This window comes from Pseudomonas sp. P4_B4, assembly GCF_056402255.1.
This window is the reverse complement of sequence record NZ_JBFUHS010000006.1, coordinates 197,449-212,042: the sequence shown is the minus strand read 5'-3', so window position 1 is coordinate 212,042 and position 14,594 is coordinate 197,449. Positions and strand designations below refer to the sequence as shown.

Sequence of the window (14,594 nt, the reverse complement as noted above, 5' to 3'; positions counted from 1 at the left end):
AACCGCCAAAAGGCGAGGGCGCGGCCTGATGCCAGTCAGTTAAGTGCAGGGGGCCTAAAAAAGATCGCAGCCTGCGGCAGCTCCTACAGGTTTTGTGTGCACCTGTTATTAGATGTATTTTATAACATGTTGAATTTACAGGCTATTCATGCCTTATAAAGAGCATGTTTGCTAAATTAGGGATGGAGTATAGTTAAAACAATCGAATCGTCCTGCCAGCAGCAGGAGGAGTCAGCGATGAGCACTGACAATGCCAGGATCCGCGAACTCAGCAGCCGGGCGTACAAGTACGGCTTTGTCTCTGATATTGAGAGCGACGCGGCACCGCGCGGGCTCAACGAAGACGTCATCCACCTGATCTCGGCGAAGAAGAACGAGCCGCAGTGGCTGCTCGACTGGCGCCTGAAGGCTTACCGCCACTGGCTGACGATGCGCGAGCCAACCTGGCAGAACGTCCACTACGAGCCCATCGACTACCAGGACATCATCTATTACTCGGCGCCAAAGCCGAAAACGCCGGGGCCCAATAGCCTCGACGAGGTCGACCCCGAGCTGCGCGAGATGTTTGGCAAGCTCGGCATCTCCCTCGCCGAGCAGGAGCGCCTGACCGGCGTCGCGGTGGACGCCGTGGTTGATTCGGTCTCGGTGGCGACCACCTTCAAGCACAAGCTCGCCGAGGTCGGCGTGATCTTCTGCTCCTTCTCCGACGCCGTGCAGAACCATCCGGAGCTGGTGCGCAAGTACCTGGGTTCGGTGGTCCCCTACAGCGACAACTTCTTCGCCACACTGAACTCGGCGGTGTTTTCCGACGGCTCCTTCTGCTACGTGCCCAAGGGCGTGCGCTGCCCAATGGAACTGTCGACCTACTTCCGCATCAACGCCGCGGATACCGGCCAGTTCGAGCGCACGCTGATCGTCGCCGAGGAGGGCGCCTACGTGAGCTACCTCGAGGGCTGCACCGCGCCGATGCGCGACAAGAACCAGCTGCATGCGGCGGTGGTCGAGCTGGTTGCGCTGGATAACGCCCAGATCAAGTACGCCACGGTGCAGAACTGGTACCCGGGCGATGCACAAGGGCGCGGCGGCATCTTCAACTTCGTCACCAAACGCGGCAAGTGCGCCGGTGTGCACTCGAAGATCTCCTGGACCCAGGTCGAGACCGGCTCGGCCATCACCTGGAAGTATCCGGGGGTGATTCTCCAGGGCGACTATTCGGTCGGCGAGTTCTATTCGGTAGCGCTGACCAACCATTACCAGCAGGCGGACACCGGCACCAAGATGATCCACATCGGCCGGCACACGCGCAGCACCATCCTCTCCAAAGGGATCTCCGCTGGCCATGGGCAGAACACCTACCGCGGCCTGGTGAAGATCCAGAAGGCCGCGACAGGCGCCCGCAACCATACGCAGTGCGACTCCCTGCTGCTGGGCAGCCAGTGTGGCGCGCACACCTTCCCCTATGTCGAGGTGAAGAACCCGAGCGCCCAGGTCGAACACGAAGCCTCCACCTCGAAGATCAGCGATGAGCAGCTCTTCTACTGCCGGCAGCGCGGCATCAGCGCGGAGGACGCGGTGCCGATGATCGTCAATGGCTTCTGCCGCGAGGTGTTCAAGGAGCTGCCGATGGAGTTCGCGGTGGAGGCCCAGAAACTGCTGGGCGTGAGCCTTGAGGGCTGCGTGGGCTGAGGCCCGGGGTGGAGCATGCTCGAGATCAATAATCTGCATGCCAGCGTCGAGGGCCGCGAAATTCTGCGGGGCATCACGCTGCGGGTCGACGCCGGCGAGGTGCACGCGATCATGGGGCCGAACGGCTCCGGCAAAAGCACGCTGGCCCAGGTGCTGGCGGGCCACGAGACCTACGAGGTCAGCGGCGAGGTGCTCTACGAGGGCCAGGATCTGCTCGCGATGCCGGCGGAAGCACGCGCGGTCGCCGGCATCTTCCTCGCGTTCCAGTACCCGGTGGAGATCCCCGGCGTCGGTAACCTTTATTTTCTGCGCACGGCCCTCAACGCCGTGCGCAAGCAGCGCGGGCTCGAGGAGCTCGACGCGCTGGATTTCCTCGCGCTCGCCAAGGAGCGCATGGCGCTGGTCGAGATGGACCAGAGCTTCATGAACCGCTCCGTCAACGTGGACTTCTCCGGCGGCGAGAAGAAGCGCAACGAGATCTTCCAGATGGCGATTCTGGAACCCAAGCTGGCGATCCTCGACGAGACCGACTCGGGCCTCGACATCGACGCGCTGCGGATAGTCGCGGCGGGCGTCAACGCGCTGCGGCGCAAGGATCGCGCGCTGCTGGTCATCACGCACTATCAGCGACTGCTCGACTACATAGTCCCGGATCGCGTCCACGTCATGGCCAACGGCCGGATCGTGCAGTCCGGCGACAAGGACCTGGCCGTCGAGCTCGAGAAGCACGGCTATGCGAGCTTCGAGCAGGAGTCGGCAGTGCCCGGAGTCAGGCCATGAATACGGCGCAGAGCACAACGTTCCTGGCCCGGCTAGAGTCCATGGCCAACGGCCGGCATCCCGTCTGGCTGCAGGAACTGCGCCGCGCGGCGTTCCAGTGGGTAACCGAACACGGCTTTCCCACGGCAAAGGACGAGGCGTGGAAGTACACGCGCGTCGCGCCCATCCTGGCGATCCCTTTCCAGCCGGCCGAGCCGGCCATGAACCGGCGCCTGTCCGCCGCCAGCGTCGAGCGGCTCGCTGGCGACTACGGTGGCCCGCGGCTGGTCTTCGTCAATGGCTATTTCGCCGCTGAGCTCTCGGTGCTCGAGGGGCTACCCCCAGACACCCAGGTGACCAAACTCGCGACGCTACTACGTGCCGACAGCTGGGCGCTCGAAGCCCTGTTCGCGCATGCGTTCCGTGCGCAGCCGCAGGCCTTCACGGCGCTCAATGCGGCCCTCGCCGAGGACGGGGCCTTGGTACAGATACCCGCCCACACCACGGTCGAAGAACCGATCCACCTGGTATTTCTCTCGGACCCGGGCGCCACGCCGCTGGTGGTGCAGCCGCGCGCCTTGGTGCTGATGGGGGCAGGGAGCCGCGCGACCTTAGTGGAAAGCCACGTCGGCAGCGGGGGAGAGGTCTACCTCAGCAATTGCGTCACCGAGGTCGTGCTCGAGGCCGGCGCGACACTCGATCATTACAAGGTGCAGAACGAGAGCACGGCGGCGTTCCATGTCGCGCTGCTCAGTGTGCGCCAGGCCCAGGGCAGCCGCTTTGCCGCGCACTCCTCGGCACTCGGCGCGGCGCTGGCACGGCAGGAGGTGCGGATCGTGCTCGAGGGCCCCGGCGCGGAGGTCGCCCTGAACGGTCTGTACCTGCCCCGGGGCGAGCAGCACCTGGACAACCAGACGACCATCGAGCATCTGGCGCCGCGCTGCACCAGCCGCGAACTCTATAAGGGCGTGATCGACGGGCATGGGCATGGGGTCTTCGACGGGCGGATCATAGTGCGCCCGGGTGCGATGAAGACGGATGCCAGCCAGACCAACAAGATTCTTTTGTTGTCGGCGTTGGCCCAGGTAAACACCCAGCCACGGCTGGAGATCTTCGCCGATGACGTCAAGTGCGCCCACGGCGCCGCCGTCGGCCAGCTGGATGAACAGGCGATTTTTTACCTGCGCTCGCGGGGGATTCCCCAAGCGGCGGCGCGGTCTCTGCTGACCTACGCATTCGTCAGCGAGATGCTGGAGCTGATCAGCCTGGCGCCGTTGCGAGCGCAACTCGAGCTACTGGTCGCCGCGCAGCTGCGCGGCCTGGAGGTGGCAGCATGAGCGACCTCGAAAGCAGCCTCCAGGCACTACCGAAACAGCTCGACCGCGCGGCAGGCTACGACGTCGAGCGCGTGCGCCGGGCGTTCCCGATCCTCGCAGACACGATCTACGGCAAGCCGCTGATTTACCTCGACAGCGCCGCGACGAGCCAGAAGCCGCAGGCGGTCATCGATGCCATGTCGCGCTTCTTCTTGAAGGAGAACGCCAACGTGCACCGTGGCGTGCACTACCTCTCGGTGCGCGCCACCGAGGAGTACGAGAAGGCGCGGGCCAAGGTCCAGGGCTTCCTCAATGCCGAGCACGTCGAGGAGATCGTCTTCGTCCGCGGCACGACCGAAGCGGTCAATCTGGTGGCGCAAACCTATGGCAAGGCTCAGCTCCGCGCGGGCGACGAGGTGCTGATCAGCGCCATGGAACACCACTCGAACATCGTGCCCTGGCAGATGCTCTGCGAGCAGACCGGCGCCCGGCTGCGGGTAGCGCCCATCGACGACACCGGCGAACTCCTGCTCGATGAGCTGGAACGGCTGATCGGGCCCAGGACCCGGCTGGTGGCCGTCGCCCATGTCTCGAATGTGCTTGGCACCGTCAATCCGATCCAACGCATCGTCGAACTCGCCCACGCCCGGGGCGCGTGTGTGCTAGTCGACGGCGCCCAGGCGGCCCCGCACCTGCAGATCGATGTGCGCGCGCTGGGCTGTGACTTCTATGCCCTGTCGGGCCACAAGATGTACGGTCCCACCGGTATAGGCGTGCTCTATGGCCGCCGCGATCTACTCGAAGCCATGCCTCCCTACCAGGGCGGCGGCGACATGATCCTCTCGGTCACCTTCGAGAAGACCGTCTACAATAAACCGCCGTACAGGTTCGAGGCGGGGACGCCGAACATGGCCGGCGCGATCGGTCTCGGCGCGGCGATCGACTTCCTCCGCGAGCTGGGACCAAAGGCCATCGCCGCCCACGAGCAGAGCGTGCTGGCCTACGCGCAGCAGGCGCTGGCGGCGGTGCCCGGGCTCAGACTGATCGGCACAGCGAAGGACAAAGTCGGCGTCCTCTCGTTCGTTCTCGACGGCATCCATCCCCACGATATCGGTACCATCCTCGACCGTGAGGGGATCGCGATTCGCACCGGGCACCACTGCGCACAGCCCTTGATGAACCGCTTCGGTGTCGCCGCCACCGCCCGCGCCTCGCTCGGCTGCTACAGCACCGAGCTTGATATCGATGCGCTGGTGGCAGGTCTGGCCAAGGTCCAGGAGGTGTTCCGATGAGCGGCGATGAACTGCGCGACCTCTATCAGGAAGTAGTCATCGACCACGGCAAACGGCCGCGCAATTTCCGCGAGCTCCTGGACGCTACCTCTACGGCGGAAGGCTTCAATCCGCTGTGCGGCGATCAGCTGAGGATTTATATCAAGCTTGCGGACGGGGTGATCGAGGACATCGCCTTCCAGGGGGCCGGCTGCGCCATCTCCCAGGCTTCGGCATCCTTGATGACCCTGGCGGTCAAGGGGAAGAAACCGGAGGAGGCGCTGGCACTCTTTGTCCGTGTGCATACGCTGCTCACCGAAGGGCCGAACGCCAAGGTGACGCCCACGGAGCTCGGCAAACTCGCGGTGCTTTCGGGAGTATGGGAGTTCCCGGTGCGGGTCAAGTGCGCCACCCTGGCCTGGCATACGCTGCGCAGCGCCCTCGAAGGCGGCGGCTCACAGGTCTCGACGGAGTAAGCCATGACTGCCGATCCAGCCATCCCCAACATCCGCCTCAGCGATTCGGCGCAGCAGATCCTCGGCGCCGCCCTGGCGGATGGGCGCGCGGACTCGGTGCGACTCAGGATCGACGAGCGCTTCGCCCATGAGTTGCTCTTCGAGCCCGGTGTCGAGGGCGATGTCGTCGTCGAAACCGACTACGGCATCACGCTGTTGCTCGATCCCGTCAGCGCAGGGCGAGCCGATGGCCTGTTCATCGACTTCGCGTATGAACTCAACGGCACTGGTTTTCAGTTCGACAACCCGAACCAGCCGGGCCGTCCCCAGCCGATCGAGCTCACGCGGGACTGCGCGGCGACCCTGATTCCGGGCGGGGAGCGGCTGCAGCTGAGGCGCGGCGAGCGCGTGGTGGTGACCCAGGCGCTCGGTGGCAGCTTCACGGTTCAGATCGCCAGGGGCCGGCTGGCACGGATCGCCGCCGCTGACGCCGATGCCTTGGGGCTGGATGCTCGCCAGGGAGGGCTGCCCCAGGCGAGCGGCCAGCCGGCGGCCAGCGGCGCCTTCGACATCCAGCAGGTGCTCGACAGGCTAAGGACCGTCTACGACCCGGAGATTCCGGTCAACGTGGTCGATCTCGGGTTGATCTACCAATGCCAGGCGCAGCCGCTCGAAGGCGGCGGCCAGCGGATCGAGATCAAGATGTCCATGACCGCGCCCGGTTGTGGGATGGGCGAAGTGCTGAAAGAGGATGCGCGCGCCAAGGTGCAGACGATTCCCGGCGTCACAGAGGTCGAAGTCGAGATCGTCTGGGAGCCGCCCTGGGATCAAAGCCGCATGTCCGAGGCGGCCCTCCTGCAACTCGGTTTGATGTGAGGAGCCAGCCATGAGCAATCGACTCGCCAAAGAAACCTCCCCCTATCTGCGGCAGCACGCAGAGAACCCCGTCGATTGGTATCCCTGGGGCGAGGAGGCGTTCCGCCGCGCGCGCGACGAGGACAAGCCCATCCACCTGTCGCTGGGTTACGCCGCCTGCCACTGGTGTCACGTGATGGCCCACGAGTCGTTCGAGAACCCGGAGATCGCGAGCCTGATGAACGAGCGCTTCATCAACATCAAAGTTGACCGCCAGGAGCGGCCTGACCTCGACGACATTTATCAAACAGTCGTGCAGATGCTGGGGCAGGGCGGCGGCTGGCCGTTGACGGTGTTCCTCACGCCGCAGCGCGAGCCGTTCTTCGGCGGCACCTACTTCCCGCCGCGGGAGGGCTATGGCCGGCCTGGATTCACTCAGCTCCTGCGCGGTCTGAGCGAAGCCTGGCAAAACAACCGCGCGGCGCTACGGCAGAATGTCGAACAGTTCCTCCAGGGTTACCGCACCCTGGAGACGTTAATGCTGGAGGGCGACACGCCGCTGGAGCAAGACCAGCCGGCCGCCGCTGCTCGGCTGTTTGCCAAGAGCACCGACCCTGTGCACGGCGGCCTGGGCAACGCACCAAAGTTTCCCAACCCGGCCTGCCATGATCTCGTCCTGCGTCTCTTTCAGCGTCTACACGAGCCGGACTTGCTGCGCTCCCTGGAGCTGACCCTCGATCGCATGGCCGCCGGTGGGCTCTACGATCACCTGGGCGGCGGCTTTGCTCGCTATTGTGTGGATGAGCGCTGGGCCGTGCCCCATTTCGAAAAGATGCTCTACGACAACGGCCAGCTCGTGAAGCTCTATGCCGACGCCTATCGCGCGACCGGCAAACCTGCCTGGCGGCGCGTGTTCGAGGAGACGATCGACTACACCCTGCGTGACATGACACACCCTGAGGGTGGTTTCTACGCCAGTGAGGACGCTGACAGCGAGGGTGAAGAAGGCAAATACTATGTCTGGACACCCGCGCAGGTGCAGGCCGTCCTCGGCGACCCGGACGCCGCGCTGGCCTGTCGGGCCTACGGCGTGATCGCCACCGGCAATTTCGAGCATGGCACCACCGTGCTGCATCGCGCAGCCACACTGGACGCGGCGCAGGAAGTGCAACTGGCGGGCCTGCGCGGCAAGCTGTTGGTGGCGCGTGCCCAACGCATTCGTCCGGGGCGCGACGAGAACATCCTCACCAGCTGGAACGCGTTAATGATCCAGGGCCTCTGCGCCGCCTACCAGGCGACCGGAACCACAACCCACCTGGACGCCGCGAGGCGCGCCGCCGATTTCATTCTGGACCGACTCTCGACTCCCGAAGGTGGCCTGTACCGGGCTTGGCGGGAGGGCATGGCCAAGGTTCCAGGCTTCCTCGATGACTACGCCTTCCTCGCCAACGCCTTGATCGATCTCTACGAATGCGACTTCGATCAGCGTTATCTCGAACGCGCCACGCAGCTGGTCGAGCGAATCCTCGATAAGTTCTGGGAGGACGGACTCTACTTCACGCCCAGCGATGGCGAGCCGCTGGTGCACAGGCCACGCGCACCGCATGACAATGCCTGGCCGTCGGGCACCTCGACCAGCGTGTTCGCTTTCTTGCGACTCTTTGAACTAACCGGCCGCGAGCTTTACCGCGAGCGTGCCGAGCAGGTGTTCACGATGTACCGCGCCGCAGCCGCGCAGAATCCCTTAGGCTTCGCCCATCTCCTGGCGGCGCAGGACTTCGTACAGCGAGGCCCAATCAGCATTGTCATCGCTGGCGAACGTTCCGCTGCCAGTGCCTTGGTGGCGAGCCTGCAGCGCCGCTACCTGCCGGCACGCGTCCTTGCCTTTGCCGAGGATGTTCCCATCGGCGTGGGCCGGCAGACGTTCGCGGGGCAAACCAGCGCCTATGTGTGCCGAAATCGCACCTGCGAAACCCCTGTGACCAGCGCCGCGGAGCTCGTAGAGCGTTGTCTGAAGTGAAGGGCGGGAACTGAATCGCACCTCTAACGCGAGGAGACAAAGATGGAAAGCAAGAGAGACCACAACACGTACCAACGTCTCAAACAGCAGTACCCTGATTACTTTGGCGCTGTGGAGGCCTTGGGTGCAGCTGTGCGTCACGCCGGCCCGCTGGACGAGAAAGTCGTCCAGCTGATCCAGCTCAGTGCCGCGGCGACCATCCGCTCTGAGGGCGCAGTGCACAGTCATACCAGACGGGCACTGGAAGCGGGCGCCACGACAGAGCAGATCCATCACACGTTGCTCTCACTGACGAGCACGATCGGTTTCCCGACCGTTGTTGCGGCCATTAGCTGGGCGGACGATGTGATTGGGAGAGGAAGCAAGTCTGTCCAAGAGTAATACTAGACTGGCGGACGATAGGGTGAATCATCTAACGTGCGACATATTCGTAACATAAGCCTCTGTTCGAATGATGATGATTCCTGCAAACCTGCGTCGCTGCGCTCCGACTGCCTGGCCGGATGAGCGTGGAACGGGTGGCCGGATGTTGGTGGACTGAGTGGCCGGATGGCGTGGAATCCGCATGTAGGTCTTTCATGTCACGAAGCGGCGCGTCAAACGTGGCAGCCGTATGGCGAAGCCAGTGCAGGGACGCAGACCGAAGCTGGTCGACTTCATCTTCACTCCAACCTTCACTTTGCATACGTTGCAGTGCCTTATCAAACACCATTTGAAGAAGCGATCTTACGTATCGATCCGACAGTCCACCGCGTCCTTTAAGCGTCGCAATCAACGGCGTTTTTTCTTGTGGTGAGGGTAGGGGGGAGAGCTTCAGGGATCGGCGATAACGCACGAGATACTCATGGATATATTCGTTCCGCACACTGATTTTCGCCGCTTTGTTGCCTTTGCCAACCCACGTTTTTTATGCAATATCCGGGTCTGACAGTTATCGGATATTACATTGGAGAGGCAAACCGGAACCATCGATCGTAGGATCTCATCATCCTTGCTTTCAAACTTCACGGGGTCTCTCGCGGATGCAAAAGACCTGACCAATCTCGACGAAGCAAGATCAAGCAGGCGGTAGGCGCCCCTCCAAAACACTTTAGCGAAACAGTATTGGCTTATAGCCTAGGCTCTGGGAGGCTGAACGCGCACTAGGTGCTTCGTTGAATAAACTCCGATAGAACGCGTTGAACAGTTCCAAGTAATCCTGCGCTGCAGCAAGTCGTGATTATCCCATTTAAGTAATCAAGCGAAGGGGGTAATCAAAGCAGCCATCTAAGCTATTGATCTCTCGGTATCATTTTTTCCTGCCACCCTTATCATTTTTAAGTAACGGTCACAAGAAATTGAGTTCGATCAATCATAGCACATGATTTAACATAATATACATTACACGTAATACGACATTGCCAGATTACCCCCGACTGTCGTTGTCGAGAACACTAAAAAATGCCTTAGGAGCGCTCGGACCCTCTGTACGACAGTTCTCAGAAGTAAATGTGTGAAAAAACGGGAAGTAATCGTGTGAATCGAGCCTTTCGCCTCACGTTCACGGTTTTACTCATGGATCACCTGACCGGTAAACATCTTCGCGCTACAGGCTCTGGCGCGGCCTTTGCCGTCGCCGTAATGCTTGATTTTACGTCATGCACAGCTAATCCAAAAACGTTGCCTCAGATTGGCGTGATCGCACACCGCATGCGAAATTGCCTATTCATTTGATTTAAGGAGTCTTTTTGGGGAAAGCTTGTTCGTTTACGGCATTACTTACGTCACAGCTCCACCTGCAAACACGTCGCTGTGTGAAATCTGCAGCGTTCAGCGTGGAGTTGGTGCGCAGATTTCAAGGGCTGCCACATGTGGAAAAGACAAACGCCGGTTGATTTACTTGCTGATGCTGAAGGTTTGGCGGTGCACACCTTGCGCTTGAAGGCTGTTGAGCTTTCCAGCCACCAAATACCCTGGAAGCTCGCCAGAATCTGGCTGGATGAAAAGCTCAGTAAAATGCTAGTCCGGTACCGTCGTTAACCACAAATTTGACTTGTTAACCACCGTAGTGAACAAGTCAAAAAACAAGTTTACAGAGTAATACTGAACCTGCGTGTTATCCTTGATTTGCTTAGCGCGCCTGGGATTTCAAAGCTCCGTAATGCTGTTCGAACTCCGGGGTTTGCCGGTTGGAATGTTTACACTTATTATCACTCGCGCTGCCCTGTCAGCAGTGACTTCCCGTTTTTGGCACCCCGCAAGTTTATGTTGGATCACATCAGAGCGCTCTGTCGCCGCGTCTCTGACGAGAGATATGTGCTCTTGAAGTGGTCTACCGACAATGGCAGCGTAACGACCTCTACGTGGAGTCATTAGCTAGCTCAACTAAACGTCTATTTAGTTGAGTTAAGTTTATACGGACATCAATCGTACTCGACCGTGGCGAAGTCCGCTCTGACCAATTGTCCGTTGACCATCGCGCGGTCGAAACTCAACCGCTCCATGATCGGTGCATCGGAGAAGCTGAACAGGTCGAACTGGCTTTCGGCGTGCAATGCCCAACTGATCCAGGATGGAATGACAAAGAGGTCAGCTTTCTCCAGGGTTCGGCTGACGCCGTCCAGTACGACCTGTCCCCTGCCCTCGAACACCTGGAAAACCCGCGAGCCCACTTCCCGCCGCTCGGCCGACACCGCGCCGGCACGCAAGCGATGAAACTCGGCGCGGATGGTGGACATGATGTCGCCGCCGGTGGTCGGGTTGACGAAGCGCACCGCGGCATGACCTTTCTCCAGGACACCGGGGAAGCCTTCCTCTTCGAGTCGCAGCTGCTCAGCGAGGGTCTGCCATCCGTGGAGGTCAAAACGCAGCAGGTCAGGGAGATTGTTTGCCCAGGGCGCGTCTTGATCATTGTTCCCGCGTACGACCTGCAAAGGAGCGATAGAGGCCAGTTGATCAAGAACCTCTGCGCTATCAGGGCGGCAAGGGCTTCGGGGCGGAGCAAGCCGTGAGTATCGGAAATCACGCCAACTTTCATGCAATCTCCTGAAGGGTTGCGACAGCTACGTAGAATTGCTCAACCATATTTTCTACCGGTTGCCACCGACAGCAAATGCAGTGTGCCGATTTAAATGGTCGCAACCCCCCTCCTGTTTCTGTGCCCCGCTACATCTCGCTGAAAATTAGCCCGGCATTGGCGAACTGTTGGTTCGCGTTGTGGCCCAGCACGAAGAGGATAGATTCGACGGTGAAGTTGCCGATGTACTTGCCTTGGGAGGCGATACACGCCGCAATGTGGCCGAAGACACTCAGCTGGTTCTGGCTCAGGGCCAGACTCGACGCCAGTAGCAGGTTTTCGGTGCCCACCAGTGTATTGGCATCCGCCAGCAGGCTGCGATAGCAACCTTCGAGCACACCTCCCTCGGCTGCGCCGGCAAGTTCTCGCAAGCGGTCGAGCATCGCATCGCCCAGTCGCAACTCGCGTAGGCGGTTATTGCGCAGGCGTAGTTCGCCATAGCCGGGCTTGAGTTGGACGTGACCCCGACTCAACGCCAGGCCCAGACTTTTCAGCAGATCGAGGTTCAGCGCTTCGTCACTTTTGGCCTCACCGTACAAGGACACACGGCCGTTGATCTGGTTATCCGCCAGCAAGGTGTCCGCCTCGGCGTCGCCCAAGGCCAGGGCGAAGCCAGTGTGGTTGAGCAGCAGTTCAGTGCGCAGGCGATCCAGCGAGAGCACGAGTCGGCGCTGACTGGCGCCTTGCTCTATATCGCTGCGCAGTGTCGACAATGCCAGGATTTCATTGGTGTTGAGGACCAACTGATGGCGATCCACCTGTTGCCCGAACGCCTTTCGCTGAGCTGGACTGAACCTGGCCAAGGCGTCGACCACCTTGCCTGGGATCGGCACAAACAGCTCGCCCTTGCCTGATTTTATTGCCACCTCAAAGGGGGCGAGCAAGGGTATGGCAGCAAGCAGATCCTGGGCGTGCTGTGCCCCACTCAGCGCGTAGGCATTGATCAGACAGGCGCTGAGGTCGATGCGCTGAGCGTCTTCGATCTGCACCAGGCTAATGCCGGGCACCGTCAGCCCCGATAGGCGCATCCGCTGCAAGCGCACTTGCTGACAGCCCTGGAAACGCAGGCTCTGATTCTCGCCCTGCATGATGATGTCGAAATCCAGAAACGTTAGTGAGGCGAAATCGAAACAGTTGAACTCTTGATTGCGCAGCATCAACCGGCTGGCGGGGCCGCTGCCGTAGATGAAAAGATGAGTGCCATCCGGTGCGACCTGATCAATGCTGTCGGCCAGGCGGTGCTCGCCGGGTAGCAGGCACAGGCAAATGTCGCGTTTGCCCTGTTCGAGCAACGTTTTAAGAGCGATGTCGAGGTTCTCGAACTCGCCGCCGACACCGACGCTGGTGCAGCAGCCACCGCCGTGAGTTTTTTGACAGAGCGCGTCGAGTGCGTCCTGCACGGTATGAATGCCCTGGGCGGCCATGTCGGCGCACTTCGCCGGGTCATAGGCGACCTGTGTTGCCACGGACAGGCTGGCGGAAAAGTGCAGGACGTTATACTTGCCCGCCGCGACCTGGCCGGCTTCGAGCAATTGCGCCGTGCAGGTCTGGTTCAGCACGCCAGGTGCCAGGCTCCAGATAACGCTGGCGATACCGTCCGCGCCGGTGGTGATGTCTTGGCTATCGGTGCCGTTGGGCAGCGTGCCACCGCTGACAATGAAGCGGACCTCGGCCCCGGCAAGCGGGAACTTGCCATTGAACACCGCGACTTCCAGTGGGCTGGGCAACGGCAGGTTTTGTGGCGCCAAAGGGTTAGGCATGACCTCCTGGCCGTCGCCACCCACGTAATAGAGATTGGTCAGTTCGGTCAGCGCCGGAAACAACTGACGGCAATCGCTTAGCGTGCTCCAGACCCCGGCCTGACAGTTGAGCAAGGCCAACCGGGTGAAGGCGCGCAACACGCCCTGCGGTGCCTGAAAGGCGGGTTTATTGGCCACCAATGGCCACTCGATGTCAGCGGTAGCGGTGCGAGCGGGAATGGTCCAGAAATCCCCGACACGGTACTTGCCGGGGATGAATTTGATCTCGACGCCCTCCTCCAGCTCCACCCAGCCGCTGTTCAAATTGGCCGCTGCCGGGGCTAGTTTCGCCCAACCGTCCCAACGCCGTACGCGCGGATTGCTCAGGTACAGCGACTTGTCCAGCGCTCCGGTGGCACTGGCCAGATCGAGGGTGACCAGATTGCCTTCGGTCTTGAGCACCTGCACCAGTGTTCCCGGCCGGCCGAGCAGTTCATGGGTATCGTCGAAGAATTCCAACCAGCAACCGGCAGTGATTGCAAGGTAGGCATCGCGACCGATGCTGGCAACCTCGAACTCGTCGGCCGTCGGCTCGCCTAGCCAACGTATTACGCGGGTCTCGATGCTGCCGTTATCACGCGACCACTTGTAGCGCTGGTCAGCTGAAACGCTGCCATCGTCATGGATCTCCACGCGATACAACAGGTTTTCAAGGCGTCGGTAACCCGCTTCCGGCGCCAACAGGCAGGGATCTTTGGGCGGATTGCTGGGTTCCGCTCGGGCCGCCAGCTTGCCATTGGCGGCAGTGACTAAGGCAGTCCAGGCCGGCAGCACGCTCAGACAGTTCAGGTCGGCACCGATTTCGCCGGCACGCAGTAACTTGACCTGCCACAGCAGTTGGTCGCGGGTCGCACTGTCCGGCCCGCCAAGGGCCACTTCACGGATAAGCGGGTCTTCCAGGGCCGTAATATGCCGCAGCCAGGCTTCGAGATAGCCAATGTAAACCCCATCAGGAGGGTCGACGGGCGCTCCGTTGTTGTCATAGACCTTGACCTCGGCAAGCTGCGGAGCGTTCGCCGGGGGCAATGGCAACAGGCTGGCATTGGCCAGCAGCACCGGCGAGGCATTTCCCGGCAAGTGCGGCTGGGTGGTCGCCGTCACCGGGCTGGCGTTTTCGCAGAGCAAGCCTTCGACGTAGTAATGACCGACGCCGATACCGATGGACTTGCCGTTGCCGGTCAGTAGAAAACCAGGGTTGGTCAACGGTCCTGCGCTATGGCCAATGGTATCGACGGTTTCGGTCTCGATCCGGCGATTGAGAATGTCCTGCTGCTCGTTCCAGTCCGCATCCAGCTGCACCCGCCCCTGTTGCATGCGTACCGTGCGGTAGTGCTGGTCCTGCTTGTCGGTTGAGCGGGTGAGATCGGCTTTCATAATG

Annotated in this window: 9 protein-coding genes and 2 pseudogenes; 8 read left to right on the top strand and 3 right to left on the bottom strand. The window is 61.3% G+C overall.

Going from position 1 to position 14,594, the window contains the following annotated elements; all coding sequences use genetic code 11:
• The first annotated feature begins 237 nt into the window (after positions 1–237).
• Genes sufB through AC1DVE_RS09655 form a run of 8 tightly spaced genes read left to right on the top strand, consistent with a single transcriptional unit; the run spans position 238 to position 8,743 of the window.
• A complete protein-coding gene (gene sufB, locus AC1DVE_RS09690; protein WP_223453767.1) occupies positions 238–1,686 on the top strand; it encodes a Fe-S cluster assembly protein SufB in 1,449 nt (482 codons plus the stop codon).
• A 15-nt stretch (positions 1,687–1,701) separates the two neighbouring features.
• Positions 1,702–2,466 carry a Fe-S cluster assembly ATPase SufC gene (gene sufC, locus AC1DVE_RS09685; RefSeq protein WP_223453769.1) on the top strand — a complete coding sequence of 255 codons (765 nt, stop codon included), beginning with the start codon at positions 1,702–1,704 and terminating at the stop codon, positions 2,464–2,466.
• Positions 2,463–3,782: a Fe-S cluster assembly protein SufD gene (gene sufD / locus AC1DVE_RS09680; RefSeq protein WP_223532464.1), complete on the top strand. Its 1,320-nt coding sequence runs from the start codon at positions 2,463–2,465 to the stop codon at positions 3,780–3,782. The genes sufC and sufD overlap by 4 nt, the downstream gene beginning before the upstream one ends.
• Positions 3,779–5,053, top strand: a complete 1,275-nt coding sequence (locus tag AC1DVE_RS09675) for a cysteine desulfurase (RefSeq protein WP_223453772.1) — start codon at positions 3,779–3,781, stop codon at positions 5,051–5,053. Before sufD ends, AC1DVE_RS09675 begins: the two co-directional genes overlap by 4 nt.
• On the top strand, positions 5,050–5,508 hold the full coding sequence (gene sufU / locus AC1DVE_RS09670; RefSeq protein WP_223453774.1) for a Fe-S cluster assembly sulfur transfer protein SufU: 459 nt from the start codon (positions 5,050–5,052) through the stop codon (positions 5,506–5,508). Before AC1DVE_RS09675 ends, sufU begins: the two co-directional genes overlap by 4 nt.
• A gap of 3 nt (positions 5,509–5,511) precedes the next feature.
• Positions 5,512–6,363, top strand: coding sequence for a putative Fe-S cluster assembly protein SufT (gene sufT, locus AC1DVE_RS09665; RefSeq protein WP_223453776.1), 852 nt, complete (start codon positions 5,512–5,514; stop codon positions 6,361–6,363).
• 10 nt (positions 6,364–6,373) lie between these two features.
• Positions 6,374–8,362, top strand: a complete 1,989-nt coding sequence (locus AC1DVE_RS09660) for a thioredoxin domain-containing protein (RefSeq protein WP_223532462.1) — start codon at positions 6,374–6,376, stop codon at positions 8,360–8,362.
• Between the two features lie 42 nt (positions 8,363–8,404).
• Positions 8,405–8,743 carry a carboxymuconolactone decarboxylase family protein gene (locus AC1DVE_RS09655; protein WP_223453780.1) on the top strand — a complete coding sequence of 113 codons (339 nt, stop codon included), beginning with the start codon at positions 8,405–8,407 and terminating at the stop codon, positions 8,741–8,743.
• Positions 8,744–8,774: 31 nt separating this feature from the next.
• On the opposite strand, the pseudogene AC1DVE_RS09650 reads toward AC1DVE_RS09655, so the two are convergent.
• The 3 genes and pseudogenes from AC1DVE_RS09650 to AC1DVE_RS09640 all read right to left on the bottom strand — a co-directional run.
• Positions 8,775–9,260, bottom strand: a pseudogene (locus tag AC1DVE_RS09650) (hypothetical protein); the annotation flags it as partial.
• Positions 9,261–11,178: 1,918 nt separating this feature from the next.
• A pseudogene (locus tag AC1DVE_RS09645) lies at positions 11,179–11,378 on the bottom strand (metallophosphoesterase family protein); the annotation flags it as partial.
• A 128-nt stretch (positions 11,379–11,506) separates the two neighbouring features.
• On the bottom strand, positions 11,507–14,590 hold the full coding sequence (locus AC1DVE_RS09640) for a DUF6519 domain-containing protein (protein WP_223532460.1): 3,084 nt from the start codon (positions 14,588–14,590) through the stop codon (positions 11,507–11,509).
• Positions 14,591–14,594: the final 4 nt, after the last annotated feature.

Coding starts and splice junctions, on each gene's coding strand:
- sufB (WP_223453767.1), top strand. CDS start 238: ATGAGCACTGACAATGCCAGGATCCGCGAACTCAGCAGCCGGGCGTAC.
- sufC (WP_223453769.1), top strand. CDS start 1,702: ATGCTCGAGATCAATAATCTGCATGCCAGCGTCGAGGGCCGCGAAATT.
- sufD (WP_223532464.1), top strand. CDS start 2,463: ATGAATACGGCGCAGAGCACAACGTTCCTGGCCCGGCTAGAGTCCATG.
- AC1DVE_RS09675 (WP_223453772.1), top strand. CDS start 3,779: ATGAGCGACCTCGAAAGCAGCCTCCAGGCACTACCGAAACAGCTCGAC.
- sufU (WP_223453774.1), top strand. CDS start 5,050: ATGAGCGGCGATGAACTGCGCGACCTCTATCAGGAAGTAGTCATCGAC.
- sufT (WP_223453776.1), top strand. CDS start 5,512: ATGACTGCCGATCCAGCCATCCCCAACATCCGCCTCAGCGATTCGGCG.
- AC1DVE_RS09660 (WP_223532462.1), top strand. CDS start 6,374: ATGAGCAATCGACTCGCCAAAGAAACCTCCCCCTATCTGCGGCAGCAC.
- AC1DVE_RS09655 (WP_223453780.1), top strand. CDS start 8,405: ATGGAAAGCAAGAGAGACCACAACACGTACCAACGTCTCAAACAGCAG.
- AC1DVE_RS09640 (WP_223532460.1), bottom strand. CDS start 14,590: ATGAAAGCCGATCTCACCCGCTCAACCGACAAGCAGGACCAGCACTAC.